We start from the raw sequence: 16,592 nt of genomic DNA, 5'->3' as shown, positions 1-16,592 counted from the left end.
TTCACTCACTCAGAGATCGGACCTGAGGGGTTTCAGAACTGCAGACCCCAGGAGTCGATCTTCCCGGTGTCGTACCGCGCGTTGTCGCTGACCCGCAGCTTCCAGGTGCCGTTGGCAGCCTCCGACGACGCGTTCACGGTGTAGGTGGTGATCACGTTGTCCGCGCTGCCGCCGGTGCCGTAGGCCTTGAGGTTGTAGGCCGTGCCGTCCGGGGCGATCAGGTCGATCTTCAGGTCACCGATGTACGTGTGCTTGATGTCGACCGGCACGCTCAGCGAGGCGGGCGCGTTCCCGGTGACTCCGCTGACGGTGACCGGCGACTCGGCGGTGGCGTTGTCGTTGATCGCGTAGTCCGCGGTGTTCTCGAACTTCTTGCCCGGCGGCGTGGTGCCGCCGCCGCCGACGTACAGCAGGCGGTTGGGCGAGCCGGTGCCCGGGCTGCCCACCACATTGGGCGTGGCGGCGTTGACCAGGGCGGTCGACACCTGCGCCGGGGTGGAGGCGGGGTTGTCGGCCAGGTAGAGGGCTGCGGCGCCGGCGACGTGCGGGGACGCCATCGACGTGCCGGAGATGGTGTTCGTCGCGCTGTCGCTGGTGTTCCAGGCGGAGGTGATGGAGGAGCCCGGGGCGAAGATGTCCAGCACGTTGCCGTAGTTGGAGTAGCTCGCCTTGGCGTCCGTGCTCGTCGTGGCGCCGACGGTGATCGCCTCGGTGACGCGGGCGGGCGACTTGGTGGCGGCGTTGGTCGACTCGTTGCCCGCGGCCACGGCGTAGGTGATGCCGGAGGCGATGGAGTTGCGTACCGCCGTGTCGAGGGCGGGGTCGGCACCGCCGCCCAGGCTCATGTTGGCGACGGCCGGCTTGACGGCGTTCTGGGTCACCCAGTCGATGCCGGCGACGACCTGCGCGGTCGTGCCCGAGCCTCCGTCGTCGAGCACGCGGACGCCGACGACCTTGGCCTTCTTGGCCACGCCGTAGGAGGACCCGGCGACGGTGGCGGCGACGTGCGTGCCGTGACCGTGGCCGTCCTGCGCCGTGTTGTCGTTGTCGATGGCGTCATAGCCGTACGACGCCCGGCCGCCGAAGTCGCTGTGGGTGATGCGTACGCCGGTGTCGATGACGTACGCCGTCACGCCCGAGCCCGCGGAGTCCGGGTAGGTGTAACTCTGGTTCAGCGGCAGGGTCTTCTGGTCGATCCGGTCCAAACCCCAGGAAGGCGGGTTCGGCTGGGTGCCCGAGACCTTGAAGACGCGGTTCTGCACGACGGACTCGACGGCCGGGTCCGCGGCGAACTTCTTCGCCTGCGCCGCGGAGAGCTCGACGGCGTAGCCGTTCAGCGCGGCCTTGTACGTCTTCTTGATCTTCGCGCCGTACTCCGCCGCAAGCGCCTTGCCCGCCTTGGAGCCGGCGGCCGCGGACTCGTCGAGCGTGACGATGTAGCTGCCCGCGATGGCTCCGGGCGCGCCCGCGTTCTGGATGACGCCCGCAGGCGCCACCGGGACCGCTGCGGCCGGGAGGGCGGAGGCCGCACCGAGCGAGAGCGCGACGACGGCTGTTGCGCTGGCTGCGGCGAGTCTTCGCCGCGAGGTACGCATCACTGACATGTGAGGGGTCCTCCTCATTGGTGGTGCGTTGCTGTGGGGGATACCGGCAGGCCCATGACAACAACGACGCAGAGTCCGCGACGGCCATGTCCGCCTGCCGAGCGAAAGATTGACGGATCCATAGGAATCACACAAGGGCCCTGGAAGGGACGTAACACGTGTGCCACACAACTGCCATGCTGGTGAACCATGAGCTCGTACAACTGCCCCAACTGCGGTACCCACTCCCCCGTTGACGCGGCCGCCTGGTGCTGCCCCCGCTGCCGCGGCCCCTGGGACCTGGACTTCACCGCTTCTCCGGTTTCCCTCAAGTCCCTGCCGGGCAGAGTGAATTCACTGTGGCGCTACGAAGAGGCACTGCCGCTCTCCTCTCCCGCCACCTCCCTCGGCGAGGGCCGCACTCCGCTCGTCCCGCTCACCGACACCGTCTCCGCCAAGCTCGACTTCCTGATGCCGACGCTCTCCTTCAAGGACCGCGGCGCGGTGATGCTGGCGGAGCTCGCCCGCAGGCTGCAGCCGCGTCGGGTCATCGCGGACAGCAGCGGGAACGCGGGCACGGCGATCGCCGCGTACTGCGCGCGGGCAGGTCTCGACTGCACGGTGTACGTCCCCGCGGACACGTCCGCCAAGAAGGTGGAGCAGATCCGGGCGCACGGCGCGCGTCTGGAGCTCGTCCCCGGCGATCGCGAGGCCACCGCCGTCGCTGCCCGTACGGCCGCCGAGGAACCCGGCACCTTCTACGCGAGTCATGTCTACAATCCGTACTTCCTGCACGGCACGAAGACCTACGTGTACGAGCTGTGGGAGGACCTGGGCGGCCGGCTCCCCGAGGCGATCGTCGTCCCGGTCGGCAACGGCACGCTGCTCCTCGGCGCGTCGCTCGCCCTCGGAGAACTGCACGCCCACGGACTGATCGACGAACTCCCCGCCCTGATCGCCGTGCAGGCCGAGGCGGCCTCCCCACTGGCCGCGGCCTTCCACGCCGGCTCCGACCGCCTGCTCGACGACAACGCGCCGCCCCTGCCGACCCTCGCCGAGGGCATCGCCATCCCGAAGCCGCCGCGAGCCCGCCAGGTCCTGCGGGCCGTGCGCGAGTCCGGCGGCACCTTCCTGACAGTGACGGAGAATCAGATCCGGGCGGCTCAGCTGGATCTGGCGGGGCGGGGGCTGTTCGTCGAGTCGACCGGGGTGGCCTGCTGGGCGGCGGCGGGCGGGTGGACCGATCGCACCGCCGTCGTACCGCTCTGCGGCGCGGGCCTCAAGACGGGCATGGCACCCCAGGCTTAGGGCGGGGCGCCGGGGAGGCCGGCAACCATGCCGCGGGCGTAAGGGAGTTGCCGGCCGACCGGGCCGGCGAGGCAGGCCGCAGCGGCGATGCCGACCGGCTCGGCGAGGCCGGTCGGGTCGGCGAGGTCGGTCGTGGCAGCCGATCGAGCGATTGCCGAACTCGGCCCGGTCGGCCGATCGAGCAGTCCCCGATGCCCCCCGGTCAGCGATCGAGCAGCGTCCGAGGCCGTCCCGGTCACCTGATCGAGCGGTCCCCGAGGGATTCGAGCAGCTTGCGCAGGGATCCGGCGAGCTGTTCGCACTCCTCGCGGTCCAGCTCCCCGAGCATGCGCGCCTCGTTGGCGAGATGGGCGGCCATGTACTCGCGAGTGATGTCGTGGCCGTGCTCGGTGAGCTGGATCTTGACCGTGCGCCGGTCCTCGTCGTCACGGACCCGCTCGACCAGTCCCTTGGCCTCCATGCGGTCGATGCGGTTGGTGATCGCGCCGGACGTCACCATGGCGGCCTTGAGGAGCGACCCCGCAGTCAGCCGGTACGGCGGCCCGGAGCGCTGCAGCGTGGTCAGCACGTCGAACTCACCAAGCTCCAGGCCGCGCTTGGCGGCGAAGGACCTGAACTCCTTGTCGAGGACGCGACCCAGCCGCTGAAGCCGGCCGAGCACCTGGACCGGCCAGAGGTCTTCTTCCAGGTCGGGGCGCTCGGCGACCCACTGGTCGATGATCGCGTCCACCGCGTCACTCATCCGGATTCCCTTCAACGAAAGCATTCTCAACGTTAAGAGACTTGACGCTGAGAGAAGCGGGCTGCTTTTAATCTCAACGTTGAGATTATCAAGCCTGAACGACAGGAGTGTCCCATGCTCGTCCGCTCCCCCCAGGCACACGGGCACCCCGCCACCGCCCGTTCCACCGGAGCCACCCCGGCCCCCCGAGTCCCGGCCCTGTGGCTGGCGTTGCTGGCCACGCCGATCGCGGCGGGTGCGAACAGCCCCGTACTGATCCTGCCGGACATGGCCGGCTCGTTCGGCGTCCGTACGGCGACGGCGACCTGGTTCGTCACGACCTTCGCGTGGGCCATGGCGGTCGGCACCCCACTGATGGCGGGCCTGCTGCGCCGCCGCGGACTGCGTACGACACTCCATGTCAGTACGGCACTGGTGCTGGCCGGCACCCTGCTGGTGGCTCTGGCGCCGTGGCTGCCCCTTGCCCTCCCGGGCCGCGCGGCCCAGGCGGTCGGCGGCGCGGGCCTGGTCACCTCCGCGATGAGCCTGGCGGGCTCGGTCCGCCGGATGGGCGTCATCACCGCGGGCTTCGGCATACTCGGCGCGGTCGGCCCGCTGCTCGGCTCACTGCTCGCGGGGGCACTCTCCTGGCGCGTCTCGCTCACCGTCTCCGCACTGGCCCTGCTGGCGGTCCCCGCCGTACTCCGCTCGGCCCCGCCCGCGACCCTCGCGCCCCGGCCGGGCCCCTTCGACACCCGCGGCGCGTCCCTGCTGGTCGCGCTCGCGACGGCCCTGGTCTTCGTCCCGCACTTCCCGTTGCCGGCGGCCGTCGCGGCACTCGTCGCCGCCGGGCTCCTCACCGCGCATGTCCGCTCCCGCCCGGACGGCTTCGTCCCCGCCGCGCTGCTGCGCACCCGGGCGTTCGCGCTCTCCGCGCTGCTGGCCTGCGTGTTCGCGACGTCGTACTTCACTCTCCTGTTCTCGGTCCCCCAGCTCCTGGCCGACCGCACCGACTGGTCGACCTCGGCCATCGGCACCGGCCAGCTCATCGCCCTGCTGACGGGCTCCCTGCTCTCCTGGCTGCTGGCCACGGCCTCCGCCCGGATGAGCCGCCCGAAGGTCCTGACGATCCTGCTCACGCTCGGCGCCCTGGCCCCGCTGACCGCGGCACTGACACCGTGGGCGCCGCTGCTCCTGCTGGTCGCCGCCATGGCCGTCTTCACGACCTCGGCGGGCCAGGCGACCCTCGCGGTGTACGCCACGCAGGCCGCCCCGGACTCCCAACGACCCACCACGATTGGCCTGTTCAGCCTCTGCTACCAGTTGGGCGGGGCGTTCGGCCCGGCGATCGCAGCCCTGATCACCCTGGCTTGATCACCGCCGCCTGATCGCTATGGCCTGATCGCCACTGCCGACGGAGTGGCACGGATCGGCATTGATCGGCATTGACATCGAGTGCGCTCCAAGTGATGGAATCCCGCCACGGCAAGGGCAGTTGGCCTGCCCGACGGGCCCCGCCCCGACGCCGTCACACGATTCTGGGGGCACGCATGACCGACTCTCCTGTCACTCTGATCACCGGCGGTGGCAGCGGCATCGGGGCGGCAACGGCCCGGCAGCTGCTGGACCAGGGCCACCGGGTGACGATCACCGGGCGCAGCAACGACCGTCTCCGCCGGTTCGCGGAGGAACTCGGCAAGCCGGAAGGCCTGTTGACGCTCCCCGGAGACGCCGCCGACCACGACGCGGTCCAGTCGGCCGTCGATGCCACCGTGCAGGAATTCGGGCGACTGGACACGGTCGTCGCCAACGCCGGTTTCGCCACCCATGACACCCTCGCCGACGGGGACCCGACCGGCTGGCGCGAGATGGTCCTGACGAACGTGCTCGGCCCGGCGCTGCTCATCAGGGCCGCCCTGCCCGCCCTGAAGGAGACCCGCGGCCGGATCGTCCTCGTCGGCAGCGTCGCGGGCTTCGTCCACACCCCGGGCAATATCTACGGGGCGACCAAGTGGGCGGTGACGGGCCTCGCCGAGAACACCCGCCGCATGGTGACGGGTGACGGCGTGGGCGTGACCCTGATCGCCCCGGGGCGCGTGGAGACCCCGTTCTGGGAGGGGATGGGCGGGCTCCCCGACGGAATCCTGCTGACCGCCGACCAGATCGCCGACTCCGTCGTATGGGCGATCAACCAGCCGGGCGGTGTCGACATCAACAACGTGATCATCAGGCCGATCGGCCAGCCCGTGTAGCCGCAAATCGACGGACCGAAAGAGCCCGCCGACCGCCCAGGCCCAGGCCAGGAGCAGGTCGGCGGGCTTTTCCTGTGCGGGCTTTTCCTATGCGGGCTTTTCCTGTGCGGGCTTTTCCTATGCGGGCCTGACCGATTCGAGAAGGCCGACGCAGCGGCCCAGCAGGGCGACGAGCGACTCTCGCTCCTCCTGGGTGAACTCGTCCGCGAGGGCACGCTCGACCCGGATGGCCCTGGCGTCCGCGTCGGCCATGACGGCCTTGCCCTCCTCCGTCAGGCGGGCCTCCAGGACGTTCTTGTGCCACTCGTGCGGGGTGCGCTCGATCAGGCCGCGCGCCTGGAGGTTCTTCAGCACCGTGTTCATGGTCGGGGGCGTGACCCCGCACGCCCGTGACAGCGCGGCGGCGGAGATACCGGGACTCTCCGAGAGGAGCAGCAGAGCGGCGTACTGCGGGACGGTCAGCCCGGCCGGCCTGAGCGCAGCGTGCTTGGTCGCGTTGAGGGCCTGTTCGGCGCGCTTGAGATGCGAGCCGAGTCGCTCGGCGGCGGGCATGGACGTCATCCACGCATCGTAGCGACCACACCATCATTAGAACCTTGACGATTATTAGAGCTCTAACTACAGTTCGTACTCAATCAATGAGCGAGAGAGGCACCATGCCCCGTTCCTTCCGGCACCATCCCGTGGCCGTCGCGGCCCTTGCCCTGGCCACCGTCCTGCCGCTCGCCCACGCGGCGCAGGCGGCTCCCCCGCAGCCCGGCCCCCAGGTCCAGGAGAGCGCGCAGGCCCGGATCCGTACCGCCTACCAACTTCCCGGCGACCGGGTGTACCCGGAGGGCATCGCCGCAGACCCGCGGACCGGAGATGTGTACGTGGGGTCGTACGCCACCGGGGCGGTCTACCGGATCACCCCGGGCCACCGCACCGCGCAGGTGTTTCTGCCCGCCGGCACGGACGGACGGGCCACCGCCAACGGCTTGAAGGTGGACCGCGCCGGCCGGCTGTGGGTCACCGACTCCACCGCGGGCGTGGCGGTGTACGACATCCGCGAACGCAGGCTGCTCGCCCGCTTCGACGTGCCCGGCGAGGCGGCGTCCTTCGTCAACGACCTCGCCATCGCCCCGGACGGCAGCGCCTATCTGACCGACAGCGTGCGCGCCGTTGTCTACCGCGTCACCCCGGCCCAGCTGGCGCGGGCCGCGGCGGGCACCGGGCAGGCCACGCTCACCGCCCGCTTCGACGTCTCCGCCGCGGTCGCGCCGGACGCCCGTGACACCTTCGCCCTCAACGGCATCGTCGCCGACCCGTCGGGCCGCTACGTGCTGACGGTCGACATGAACGGCGGCGGCCTCTACCGGGTCGACCTGGCCTCGGGCAGGACCCGTGAAGTCGCCCTGCACGGCGGCGACCTGCGGCACGCGGACGGCCTCGAACTGCGCCACGGCACGCTCTGGGCAGCGCACAACGCCAGCAATACGATCAGCCGCTGGCACCTCTCGGGCGACGGCACCCGGGCCCGCGTGGAACGCCGGATCACCGACGAGGCACTGCAGATCCCCACCACCCTGGTCCGCCGGGGCGGGCGCCTGCTGGTGGTCCGCTCGCAGTTCGACAAGGGCGGCCCGATGGGCCCGGGGACCCCGCAGACCCCGTTCACCGTCGCCGCCGTCGACGGAATCTGACCACGAAGCGGAGGGCCGGACTCGCGACGGAGTCCGGCCCGGCAGGGCCGGCCCGGCAGTCACCCGAACGCCCCGGCCGCGTTGCTTCCCACCCGCCCCGGCCGTCGCATGGAGTGCGGGACACGAGCCCACCCGGGGCTCGCCCAGTGCCCGGCACAGCGCCATCGCAGATGGGCAGCCGGATGGCAGGAAAGGGCGCTATGTACGTTCGCACCATCTACGTCACAGGTGATCCGGCCCAGCTCGACGGCGCGGCCGATGCGATCCGCACCGAAGGGCGCCAGCTGCTGTCGGACCAGCCGGGCTACCGCGGCACGGGCTTGTTCGTCGACCGCGAGCTCGGCAAGCTCCTGGTGGGATCGTGGTGGGAGGACGAAAAGTCCCGGCAGGACAGTGACCACAGCCTTCGCGAGCGGCGCGTGGAGCTGTTGGCACCCTTCGCGCAGACCGTGACAATCGACAACTGGGAGGCGGCGGTCGCCCACCGGGCGGAGGCGCTCGGGCCCGGTGCATCGTTCCGGTGGGTTCGTATGGAGGTCGAGCCGTCCGACGTCGACCTGCTGGTGGAGACGTTCCGGAACACCACACTGCCCAAGCTCCGGACCATCCCAGGATTGGCGGGCACGTCACTGCTCATCGACCGCACCAAGGGCCGAGCCGCCGTGGGCGTGCTCTACACCGATCACCACGCGCTGGCGGCATCCAGGGGTGCCGTCGCGGCGTTGCGGGGCGAGGCCAATGCGAAGGCGCGCGTGACCACACGGAGCCTCGAGGAATTCGAGGTGGTCCTGGCCACGGCGGTGCCGCCTTCCTGACGACCCGAGGAGACTCGAACCACTCGACCAGGCCGCACGCGGGGTGAACCGCGTCATCCCGCCCCCGGCAATGGCACTCGCGGATCGGGCGTAGAAGTTGCGCTGCCACCGGTGTTCGGCCAGCACGGCGAGCTGGTCGGCGGTGAGCGGACGCCCGTCGCTCAGGGCCGTGTTGCGCTCGACGTTGCGTACGGTGCGCATTCCGGGGATGACGGTGGAGACCGCCGACCGGTGAGGCCGCCCTTGTCCAGCGCCACATGCACGATGACACCGACGCGGTGCTCCTCACAGGCCGGCAGCAGCGCGTCCGCGGGCGCCTGGTCGAAGACGTTGAGTCGAAGACGTTGTAGATGACCTGCACGCTGTCCACGGCGCCGCTGCGGACGAGTGCGAGCGCCTTGTCGGGCTGGTGGTCGTTTGACGGAGACGCCGAACAGGCGGATTTTCCCCTCCTGCTTCGGCTCGCCAGTCGTTCCCGGAGAAACGACCCCATCTGACCTGCATGTTTACCAAGTCGGCACCGTGGAGCGAGTTCTCCCTGCACCTCTGGAGGATGCACCTCCAGGATCGCCGACCTCCCGCCGGTCATCCCGGTCTCGTACCGCGTGATCCGGTCGCCCTGGACAAGGTGCCTCCACCGCGCCGGGGTCAGGGACAGGAGGCGCACCGGAGCCCGAGCGCCGTCCATTCGTCGCCCAGCTCCTCCAGCAGATCGAGCGCCATTTCCCACTCGTCGTGCGCGAGGTAGTCCCCGACGTCGGACACCGTGATGTCGTTCTCGGTGGCAGCACCTTCGGGCACCAGCAGCGAGGCGGCCGCTAGTCCCGACGGCATCCATGCGCCGATTATGGATCAGCAGCACAACGCAACCTCTTGACGGCCGCAATCGCTAGGGTTGACTCATGACCGCACTGCCCGACTGGATGCGCCCGCCACGCGCGGAAGGCTGGTTCGCGGAGGACCTGGACCGCCTCCCCGAGGCACCTCGCCACACCGAGCTCATCGACGGAGCACTCGTCTTCGGGATGGTCCCGCAGCGGTCGTGGCACGGCCGCCTCGTCACTGGTCTCACCGTGGCGCTCATGGCTCAGGCCCCAGACGGCATCGAAATCGAGCGGGAGATGACCATCCGCCTCGACGCCCGCAACCGCCCAGAGCCGGACGTGCTTCTGACCACGGCCCCGTATGCCGCAGACCGCACCTGGTTCGCCCCGGAGGACGTCCTGCTCGTCATCGAGGTCGTCTCGCCGGAGTCCGCTCATCGCGACCGGACCGTCAAGCTGCGCAAGTACGCCGAGGCCGGTATCGGTCACTACTGGTGCATCAAGGATGAGGACACCGTCCCGGCTGTGCACGTCTATGAGCTCGACGAGCCGACCGGATCGTACGCGCCGACAGGGATCTTCCGCCATGCGCTCCAGCGGCCCCTGCCGTTCGAGATCAGCCTCGATCTGGACAAGCTCGCGCCGGGCCGGCCCAGCTGACCGCTACGACAGGTGCTCGTTCTTCCCTGCCCGAGGCAGTCATCGTCCAGCTGCGGCAGCACGGCAATGTCGGGACTGACAGCCGAGAGTTCGAGGAGGCTGTCGGCCGCGCCTTCACCTTCCTCGGGTTCCAGACCGAGCACCTTGGTGGATCGGGGCGCACGGACGTCCTCGCCATCGCGCAGCTGGCTACGAAGGAGCAATACCGGATCATCGTGGACGCCAAGAGCTCCGGGAACGGCCAAGTCGCTGAATCCAGCGTTAAGTTCGACGCGCTACGCGACCACAAGCGCAAGCACAAGGCCGATCACGTTGTCGTCGTGGGTCCGGAATTCGCTCCACGGCTCAAGAACTGGGCGGTGGAGAACGAGGTCATCCTGCTGCGCATCGAGGACCTCACCACCTTCCTCGACCGCCACTCGCGAAACCCGATGCCCCTCACCGAGTTGCGGGACGCCTTCTCCCGCATCGACACGTTCGGCGACGATCTGGACGAGCGGTACCAGGCGCTGGAGCGGCGCTCGCTGCTGATGCGCAGGATCATTGACCTGGCCTCCCAGGAAGCCGTGGACGAGGACCCCGTCGACGAGGGGTACATCAGCGTCGAGAACATCATCTATGCCTTGCGTAAGGAGTTCGCTCCCCGCCCGTCCCGGCACGAGGTAGACGTTCACTCACTCTCACCGCGCCTATCACCGGGGTGGCCCAGGAACCGGGCTGCTCCGGAAGACACGGCAACTGCAGTTTTGAGGTCCGCAAGCCTGGCAGACAGGAGTCCACCAGGCTTGGATGCGGCCAAATTTGACCAAGCCGCACTGAGGCACCTCTGTGCGGCCCGTAGCACGGACGCCCCAGCGTCTAGTAGTGATAGCGAGCCGCGAGGATCACGACCTCCTTGTCGGTGACCAGATAGACAAGGCGGTGCTCGTCATCGATCCGTCTCGACCACGCCCCCGGCAAGTGGTACTTGAGTGGCTCGGGCTTGCCGATCCCCGTGAAGGGATCACGCTTGACGTCCTCGATCAGCCTGTTGATCCGAGTGAGTATCTTGCGGTCGTTCTTGAGCCAGGACGTGTAGTCCTCCCAGCCCTGATCCTCGAAGACAAGCCTCACGCGGCACCCGCAGGATCCGCCGCATCCGGATCGATCAGCTCGCGCTCCGACACATTGATGTTGCTCAGAGCGTTCTCGTACGCCTTGAGCAGTCGCCGCGCGTTCGCAGGCGAGCGCAGGAGATACGAGCCCTCGCGCAGCGCCGCGTAGTCCTCGGCCGAGACGAGCACGGCGTTGCCATGCTTGGAGACGATCTCGATGGCCTCGTGATCGTCGTTGACCTTCTTGATCAGCGGAAAGAGAGCCTTGCGGGCTTCGCTCGCAGTTATGGACATGGGCTGACTCCCTACATCAAGTGGTACGGAATAACGTACCACTGAGAGTCGCCTCAAACCCAGCACGGAAAACGGCAAGGGGTCGGCTCCCGGAAGAGCCGACCCCATCTGACCTGCATGTTTGCCAGGACACCAACGTGGTGTTCTTTCATCCGCTCACACGTTGAAGCGGAACTCCACCACGTCGCCGTCCTGCATCACGTAGTCCTTGCCCTCCATGCGCGCCTTGCCCTTGGCGCGGGCCTCTGCCACCGAGCCCGTCTCCACCAGTTCGGCGAAGGAGATGACCTCGGCCTTGATGAAGCCCTTCTGGAAGTCGGTGTGGATCACACCGGCCGCCTCGGGAGCCGTCGCGCCCTTCTTGATGGTCCAGGCGCGGGTTTCCTTCGGGCCTGCCGTCAGGTAGGTCTGCAGGCCGAGCGTGTCGAAGCCGACGCGGCCCAGGGTGGCCAGGCCCGGCTCCTCCTGGCCCATCGACTGGAGGAGCTCGAGCGCCTCGTCGTCGTCGAGTTCGATCAGCTCGGACTCGATCTTGGCGTTGAGGAAGATCGCCTCGGCCGGCGCGACCAGTGCGCGCTGCTCGTTCTTGAAGTCCTCGTCGACCAGCTCGTCCTCGTCGACGTTGAAGACGTACAGGAACGGCTTGGTGGTCAGCAGGTGCAGCTCGTGCAGGAGCCTGCCCTTCTCCGTACCCGCGGTGATGCCCGCGGCGAAGAGCGTCTGGCCCGCCTCGAGGATCTTCTGGGCCTCCTCGACCGCCGCCAGGACCGCGATCTTGTCCTTCTGGAGGCGGGACTCCTTCGTCAGGCGCGGGACCGCCTTCTCCACGGACTGCAGGTCGGCGAGGATCAGCTCGGTGTTGATCGTCTCGATGTCGTCCTTGGGCGAGACCTTGCCGTCGACATGGACGACGTTCTCGTCCTTGAAGGCGCGGATGACCTGGCAGATCGCGTCGGACTCACGGATGTTCGCCAGGAACTTGTTGCCCAGGCCCTCGCCCTCGCTCGCGCCGCGCACGATGCCGGCGATGTCGACGAAGTCGACCGTCGCCGGGAGGATCCGCTGCGAGCCGAAGATCTCGGCCAGGGTGGCGAGGCGGGCGTCCGGGACGCCGACGACGCCGACGTTCGGCTCGATGGTGGCGAACGGGTAGTTGGCCGCCAGCACGTCGTTCTTGGTCAGGGCGTTGAACAGGGTCGACTTGCCGACATTCGGCAGGCCGACGATTCCGATCGTGAGCGACACGTTGGCGACTTCCTGGAGTGAGGTCTGGCTGATGGCCGTACGGCCCGGAGGTGGGCCGATCCCCCAGTTTACGGGCGGGCCGAGCCGGGCAACGACGTGAGCCGTGAGTCGAACTCAACGCCAAGGTCACTCAAAGGGCGTGTCCCGTGCCTGATTCCTCCCCTCTCGCGACCTACGTTGTTCGGGTGGAGCAGCACAGGGCAGGTCCCCATCAGCGCCGGCAGCGGCCGCAGGCCCCTCTTTCCCCTCCGGGCGTCCCCCCGCAGGGCGCGCTCGCCGAGGTCCCCGTGTACCGGGTGCCGGCACGGCGCGCGCCCGCGGCGCCGCCCGTCGTGCTCGCGCTGCGCAGACTGCCCAACCCCCGGCTGACCGGGCTAGGGGCCGGGCTCTTCGGGTCCGCGACGATGCTCGCGCTCGGCTTGCTGGACCGGCTGCTCCTCGACGGTTCGGCCCTCGTCTACGGGCTTCTGTTCCTGTCCGTCAGCGCGCTCACCGCACTGTGGGTACGGGAGGCCGACCTGGTCACCGCGCCGATCGGCGTGCCGATCGCCTTCACCGTCGGGATCGTGCCGGTCTCCGGCGGGTCCGGTGGCTTCGGCGGGCAGGCGATGGCCGTGGTCACCGCGCTCGCCGTGCACGCGGGCTGGCTGTACGGCGGGACGCTGATCGCCGGGCTCATCACGTGCGTACGGAAGGTACGGATGATGGGGCGCCGCCGGCGGCGCACTCGCCCCGGACCGGGGCGCCGGGGCTGAGGCGGCCTGGCCGCCGGGCGCATGCGCCCGGCCCGCCCGGGACCCGCGCGATGTCCGCTAGCGGTCCGCCGCCGCCATCGCCGCTCCCACGATTCCCGCGTTGTTCTGCAGTTCCGCCGGGACGATCTCCGCCCTGATGTCCTCGATCAGCGGCAGGAACTTCTCCGCCTTCCGGCTCACGCCGCCGCCGACGATGAACAGCTCCGGCGAGAACAGCATCTCCACATGCGCCAGATACTTCTGCACCCGGTGCGCCCACTGGTGCCAGCTCAGGTCCTCGTCGTCCTTGACCTTCGTCGACGCGCGCTTCTCCGCCTCGTGGCCGTGCAGCTCGAGATGGCCCAGCTCGGTGTTGGGGACCAGCCGGCCGTCGATGAAGAGCGCACTGCCGATGCCCGTACCGAACGTCAGAAGGATCACCGTGCCCTTGCGGCCGCGGCCCGCCCCGAACGTCATCTCCGCGATGCCCGCCGCGTCCGCGTCATTGAGAACGGTGACGGGCAGGCCCCCGAGGCGGTCCCCCAGAAGATTCGCCGCGTCCACGTCGACCCAGCCCTTGTCGACATTGGCCGCGGTCCGTGTGACGCCGCCCGTGACCACGCCGGGGAAGGTGATGCCGACCGGGCCCGACCACCCGAAGTTCCCGACCACCTCGGCGACGCCCTCGGCCACGCCATCCGGCGTCGCCGGATGCGGGGTCAGGACTTTGTGGCGCTCCTGCGCCAGGTCGCCGCGCTCCAGATCCACGGGAGCACCCTTGATGCCGGATCCGCCGATGTCCACTCCGAACACGTTCATGGACACAACGTTACGGGCAGCCGCTGACAGTCACTTCCCGGAAAGCCCGGTCACTGCTTCCCGGAAAGCTCCGCCGCCTCCGCCCGCAGATCGCGGCGGAGCTCCTTGGGCAGCGAGAAGACGATGGACTCCTCGGCCGCCTTGACGATCTCCACATCCTCGAAACCGCGCTGCGACAGCCACTCCAGCACGCCCTCGACCAGCACCTCGGGGACGGACGCACCGGAGGTGACGCCGACCGTCGACACACCCTCCAGCCAGGCCTCGTCGATCTCCGATGCGTAGTCCACCAGATGGGCGTCGCGGGCGCCGGCGCCCAGCGCCACCTCGACCAGGCGGACGGAGTTCGAGGAGTTCTTGGAGCCGACCACGATGACGAGGTCCGCCTCCGTGCCCATCTGCTTGACCGCGATCTGGCGGTTCTGCGTGGCGTAGCAGATGTCGTCGCTCGGCGGGGAGATCAGCTGCGGGAACTTGGTCTTGAGGGCGTCGACCGTTTCCATCGTCTCGTCGACCGAGAGCGTGGTCTGGGAGAGCCAGACCACCTTGGACTCGTCCCGTACGGAGACGTTCGCAACGTCTTCGGGGCCGTCGACGAGCGTGATGTGGTCGGGGGCCTCGCCGGAGGTGCCGATGACTTCCTCGTGGCCGTCGTGGCCGATCAGCAGGATGTCGTAGTCCTCGTCGGCGAAGCGGACGGCTTCCTTGTGGACCTTGGTCACCAGCGGGCAGGTCGCGTCGATGGTCGCGAGCTTGCGCTCGGCGGCCTCCTCATGGACGACGGGGGCCACGCCGTGCGCGGAGAACATCACGATCGACCCCTCGGGGACCTCCGCCGTCTCGTCGACGAAGATCGCGCCCTTCTTCTCCAGGGTCTGGACGACGTACTTGTTGTGAACGATCTCGTGGCGGACGTAGATCGGCGACCCGTACTGCTCCAGGGCTTTCTCCACGGCGATCACGGCACGGTCCACGCCCGCGCAGTAGCCACGGGGAGCGGCGAGCAGGACGCGTCGGGCAGGAGTCGTAGCAGTCATGCGTCCCATCGTAAGGCCGCCCAGAAGAGGCGAGAGATCACCCGCCGGGCGGAGACTGAGCGGTACGCGAGCTACCCATCGATGGAGGGACGCGATGACCGCAGCTCAAGCGCCCCAGCCGCAGGCGGGGGACGGCAGCGGCGGCGGTCTGCGGCGGACGCTCGGCTTCCGTGATCTCGTCGTCTACGGTCTGCTGTTCATCGCTCCCATGGCGCCCGTCGGCATCTTCGGCACACTCGACGCCAGGTCGCACGGCGCGGTGGCGCTCGTCTACGTCGTCGCCACGATCGCGATGGCCTTCACCGCGTTGAGCTACGCCCAGATGGTGCGGGTCGCTCCGCAGGCAGGCTCGGTCTACACCTACGCGCGCAAGGGGCTGGGTGACGGTCCCGGTTTCATCGCCGGATGGATGGCGATGCTCGACTATCTGCTGATCCCGGCCGTCGCGTATCTCTTCTCCGGGATCGCGATGGAGGCGCTGGTGCCGTCCGTCGACCGGTGGGTGTGGACCGGGATCGCGGTGGTGATCACCACCGCGCTGAATCTGTGGGGCGTACGGGCGGCGGCCCGGGTCGGCTTCGCGGTGCTCGCGATGGAGATCGTGGTGCTGCTGGTGTTCGTGGTGTCGGCGGTGGTGGTGCTGGCCCAGGACGGGGCGCAGCGGGGCTGGCTCTCGCCGTTCACCGGTGACGGGGCGCGCGCCTTCTCCATGGCGGCGGTGCTCGGCGCGGTGTCGGTGGCGGTGCTGTCGTATCTCGGCTTCGACGCGGTCGCCTCCTTCGCGGAGGAGGCGACAGGCGGCTCACGGAAGGTGGCCAGGGCGGTGCTGTTGTGTCTGGGCCTCGCCGGTGTGCTGTTCGTGGCGCAGACCTATCTGGTGGCGCTGCTCGAGCCGCTGTCGTCGGCGCAGCTGGCCGCGGAGCCCGTGAAGCAGGGATCTGCGTTCTACGACGCGGTGGACGCCTCCGTCGGGGGCTGGCTGCACGATCTGGTGGCGCTGAGCAAGGCGATCGGGGCGGCGTTCGCGGCGCTGGCCGGGCAGGCGGCCGCGGGCAGGCTGCTCTTCGCGATGGCGCGCGACCGGAGGCTGCCGCGCGTTCTGTCCCGTACGGATTCGGGCGTACCGCGCCGGGCGCTGCTGCTGGCCGCGGCGGTGACGATGGTGGCGGCGGTGTGGGCGGCACGGCGCGGCGACGGGCTGGATCATCTGGTGTCGGTGGTCGACATCGGGGCGCTGACGGCGTTCACGCTCCTGCACGCGAGCGTGATCGGCTGGTTCGTGGTGAAGCGGAGTGAGGGCGACCCGGACTGGCTGCGGCATCTGGTGGTGCCGGTGCTGGGCGCGATGGTGACGATCGCGGTGATCTGGGAGGCGGCCGGGTCGGCGCAGGTGGTGGGTGTGGCGTGGCTGGGGGTGGGGCTGGTCGTGCTCTCGGTGCAGTGGGGGCGGCGCGGCGATTCGGGCTAGCCGACGGGCCGGGGCGGGTGGGGGGCGTTGTCGTACGCGGCCGATACGCTCGCCCG

The 16,592-nt window shown here is 69.4% G+C and carries 18 protein-coding genes and 1 pseudogene; 9 read left to right on the top strand and 10 right to left on the bottom strand.

Annotated elements, in window-relative coordinates; translation table 11 throughout:
- Window positions 1-32 precede the first annotated feature (32 nt).
- A complete protein-coding gene (locus OG883_RS04315) occupies window positions 33-1,604 on the bottom strand; it encodes a S8 family peptidase (RefSeq protein ID WP_266535211.1) in 1,572 nt (523 codons plus the stop codon).
- A gap of 189 nt (window positions 1,605-1,793) precedes the next feature.
- Here OG883_RS04315 and OG883_RS04310 point away from each other — a divergent pair, with 189 nt between their 5' ends.
- A complete protein-coding gene (locus OG883_RS04310; protein WP_266535208.1) occupies window positions 1,794-2,891 on the top strand; it encodes a threonine synthase in 1,098 nt (365 codons plus the stop codon).
- A gap of 235 nt (window positions 2,892-3,126) precedes the next feature.
- On the opposite strand, the gene OG883_RS04305 is transcribed toward OG883_RS04310, so the two are convergent.
- The gene (locus tag OG883_RS04305) at window positions 3,127-3,633 is read right to left on the bottom strand and encodes a MarR family winged helix-turn-helix transcriptional regulator (protein WP_266535205.1); all 507 of its coding nucleotides are present in this window, start codon (window positions 3,631-3,633) and stop codon (window positions 3,127-3,129) included.
- Between the two features lie 114 nt (window positions 3,634-3,747).
- Here OG883_RS04305 and OG883_RS04300 point away from each other — a divergent pair, with 114 nt between their 5' ends.
- Entirely contained in the window at window positions 3,748-4,986 is a 1,239-nt protein-coding gene (locus tag OG883_RS04300) for an MFS transporter (RefSeq protein ID WP_266535202.1), read from the top strand.
- A 176-nt stretch (window positions 4,987-5,162) separates the two neighbouring features.
- On the top strand, window positions 5,163-5,864 hold the full coding sequence (locus OG883_RS04295) for an SDR family oxidoreductase (RefSeq protein ID WP_266535199.1): 702 nt from the start codon (window positions 5,163-5,165) through the stop codon (window positions 5,862-5,864).
- A 117-nt stretch (window positions 5,865-5,981) separates the two neighbouring features.
- On the opposite strand, the gene OG883_RS04290 is transcribed toward OG883_RS04295, so the two are convergent.
- A complete protein-coding gene (locus OG883_RS04290; protein WP_266535196.1) occupies window positions 5,982-6,425 on the bottom strand; it encodes a MarR family winged helix-turn-helix transcriptional regulator in 444 nt (147 codons plus the stop codon).
- A gap of 77 nt (window positions 6,426-6,502) precedes the next feature.
- On the opposite strand from OG883_RS04290, the gene OG883_RS04285 reads away from it, so the two are divergent.
- Together OG883_RS04285 and OG883_RS04280 are read left to right on the top strand one after the other, a co-directional pair.
- Complete coding sequence (locus tag OG883_RS04285) at window positions 6,503-7,546, top strand: SMP-30/gluconolactonase/LRE family protein (protein WP_266535193.1); 1,044 nt, start codon at window positions 6,503-6,505, stop codon at window positions 7,544-7,546.
- A gap of 200 nt (window positions 7,547-7,746) precedes the next feature.
- Window positions 7,747-8,361: an antibiotic biosynthesis monooxygenase gene (locus OG883_RS04280; RefSeq protein ID WP_266535190.1), complete on the top strand. Its 615-nt coding sequence runs from the start codon at window positions 7,747-7,749 to the stop codon at window positions 8,359-8,361.
- Between the two features lie 87 nt (window positions 8,362-8,448).
- Here OG883_RS04280 and OG883_RS04275 read toward each other — a convergent pair.
- Window positions 8,449-8,819 (bottom strand): annotated as a pseudogene (locus tag OG883_RS04275) (aldo/keto reductase); the annotation flags it as partial.
- A 190-nt stretch (window positions 8,820-9,009) separates the two neighbouring features.
- The gene (locus OG883_RS04270; RefSeq protein ID WP_266535187.1) at window positions 9,010-9,195 is read right to left on the bottom strand and encodes a hypothetical protein; all 186 of its coding nucleotides are present in this window, start codon (window positions 9,193-9,195) and stop codon (window positions 9,010-9,012) included.
- A 68-nt stretch (window positions 9,196-9,263) separates the two neighbouring features.
- Here OG883_RS04270 and OG883_RS04265 point away from each other — a divergent pair, with 68 nt between their 5' ends.
- Window positions 9,264-9,845 (top strand): Uma2 family endonuclease, encoded by a 582-nt coding sequence (locus tag OG883_RS04265; RefSeq protein WP_266535178.1) that lies wholly within the window; start codon window positions 9,264-9,266, stop codon window positions 9,843-9,845.
- Complete coding sequence (locus tag OG883_RS04260; protein WP_323180921.1) at window positions 9,743-10,750, top strand: restriction endonuclease; 1,008 nt, start codon at window positions 9,743-9,745, stop codon at window positions 10,748-10,750. Before OG883_RS04265 ends, OG883_RS04260 begins: the two co-directional genes overlap by 103 nt.
- On the opposite strand, the gene OG883_RS04255 is transcribed toward OG883_RS04260, so the two are convergent.
- The 3 genes from OG883_RS04255 to ychF all read right to left on the bottom strand — a co-directional run bounded on the left by OG883_RS04255 (window position 10,704) and on the right by ychF (window position 12,478).
- Window positions 10,704-10,958: a Txe/YoeB family addiction module toxin gene (locus OG883_RS04255; RefSeq protein WP_266535175.1), complete on the bottom strand. Its 255-nt coding sequence runs from the start codon at window positions 10,956-10,958 to the stop codon at window positions 10,704-10,706. The genes OG883_RS04260 and OG883_RS04255 overlap by 47 nt on opposite strands.
- Window positions 10,955-11,233 (bottom strand): type II toxin-antitoxin system Phd/YefM family antitoxin, encoded by a 279-nt coding sequence (locus OG883_RS04250; protein ID WP_266535172.1) that lies wholly within the window; start codon window positions 11,231-11,233, stop codon window positions 10,955-10,957. The genes OG883_RS04255 and OG883_RS04250 overlap by 4 nt, the downstream gene beginning before the upstream one ends.
- A 156-nt stretch (window positions 11,234-11,389) precedes the next feature.
- Entirely contained in the window at window positions 11,390-12,478 is a 1,089-nt protein-coding gene (gene ychF / locus OG883_RS04245; RefSeq protein ID WP_266535169.1) for a redox-regulated ATPase YchF, read from the bottom strand.
- Between the two features lie 185 nt (window positions 12,479-12,663).
- On the opposite strand from ychF, the gene OG883_RS04240 reads away from it, so the two are divergent.
- Window positions 12,664-13,233, top strand: coding sequence for a DUF6542 domain-containing protein (locus OG883_RS04240; RefSeq protein ID WP_266535167.1), 570 nt, complete (start codon window positions 12,664-12,666; stop codon window positions 13,231-13,233).
- A gap of 57 nt (window positions 13,234-13,290) precedes the next feature.
- On the opposite strand, the gene ppgK is transcribed toward OG883_RS04240, so the two are convergent.
- Window positions 13,291-14,031: a polyphosphate--glucose phosphotransferase gene (gene ppgK / locus OG883_RS04235; protein ID WP_266535164.1), complete on the bottom strand. Its 741-nt coding sequence runs from the start codon at window positions 14,029-14,031 to the stop codon at window positions 13,291-13,293.
- Between the two features lie 50 nt (window positions 14,032-14,081).
- Window positions 14,082-15,077, bottom strand: a complete 996-nt coding sequence (locus tag OG883_RS04230; protein ID WP_266535162.1) for a 4-hydroxy-3-methylbut-2-enyl diphosphate reductase — start codon at window positions 15,075-15,077, stop codon at window positions 14,082-14,084.
- Between the two features lie 85 nt (window positions 15,078-15,162).
- Here OG883_RS04230 and OG883_RS04225 point away from each other — a divergent pair, with 85 nt between their 5' ends.
- Window positions 15,163-16,536 carry an APC family permease gene (locus OG883_RS04225; protein ID WP_266535159.1) on the top strand — a complete coding sequence of 458 codons (1,374 nt, stop codon included), beginning with the start codon at window positions 15,163-15,165 and terminating at the stop codon, window positions 16,534-16,536.
- Window positions 16,537-16,592 lie beyond the last annotated feature (56 nt).

The organism is Streptomyces sp. NBC_01142 (genome assembly GCF_026341125.1).
Classification (GTDB): Bacteria; Actinomycetota; Actinomycetes; order Streptomycetales; family Streptomycetaceae; genus Streptomyces.
This window is presented reverse-complemented; position numbering and strand designations above follow the sequence as displayed.

Excerpts from the sequence above, each read along its gene's own strand:
- OG883_RS04295 (WP_266535199.1), top strand. The coding sequence starts at position 5,163 with ATGACCGACTCTCCTGTCACTCTGATCACCGGCGGTGGCAGCGGCATC.
- OG883_RS04305 (WP_266535205.1), bottom strand. The coding sequence starts at position 3,633 with ATGAGTGACGCGGTGGACGCGATCATCGACCAGTGGGTCGCCGAGCGC.
- OG883_RS04315 (WP_266535211.1), bottom strand. The coding sequence starts at position 1,604 with ATGTCAGTGATGCGTACCTCGCGGCGAAGACTCGCCGCAGCCAGCGCA.
- OG883_RS04280 (WP_266535190.1), top strand. The coding sequence starts at position 7,747 with ATGTACGTTCGCACCATCTACGTCACAGGTGATCCGGCCCAGCTCGAC.
- OG883_RS04225 (WP_266535159.1), top strand. The coding sequence starts at position 15,163 with ATGACCGCAGCTCAAGCGCCCCAGCCGCAGGCGGGGGACGGCAGCGGC.
- OG883_RS04285 (WP_266535193.1), top strand. The coding sequence starts at position 6,503 with ATGAGCGAGAGAGGCACCATGCCCCGTTCCTTCCGGCACCATCCCGTG.
- OG883_RS04270 (WP_266535187.1), bottom strand. The coding sequence starts at position 9,195 with ATGCCGTCGGGACTAGCGGCCGCCTCGCTGCTGGTGCCCGAAGGTGCT.
- OG883_RS04290 (WP_266535196.1), bottom strand. The coding sequence starts at position 6,425 with ATGACGTCCATGCCCGCCGCCGAGCGACTCGGCTCGCATCTCAAGCGC.
- OG883_RS04300 (WP_266535202.1), top strand. The coding sequence starts at position 3,748 with ATGCTCGTCCGCTCCCCCCAGGCACACGGGCACCCCGCCACCGCCCGT.
- ppgK (WP_266535164.1), bottom strand. The coding sequence starts at position 14,031 with ATGAACGTGTTCGGAGTGGACATCGGCGGATCCGGCATCAAGGGTGCT.
- OG883_RS04230 (WP_266535162.1), bottom strand. The coding sequence starts at position 15,077 with ATGGGACGCATGACTGCTACGACTCCTGCCCGACGCGTCCTGCTCGCC.
- OG883_RS04265 (WP_266535178.1), top strand. The coding sequence starts at position 9,264 with ATGACCGCACTGCCCGACTGGATGCGCCCGCCACGCGCGGAAGGCTGG.
- OG883_RS04250 (WP_266535172.1), bottom strand. The coding sequence starts at position 11,233 with ATGTCCATAACTGCGAGCGAAGCCCGCAAGGCTCTCTTTCCGCTGATC.
- OG883_RS04310 (WP_266535208.1), top strand. The coding sequence starts at position 1,794 with ATGAGCTCGTACAACTGCCCCAACTGCGGTACCCACTCCCCCGTTGAC.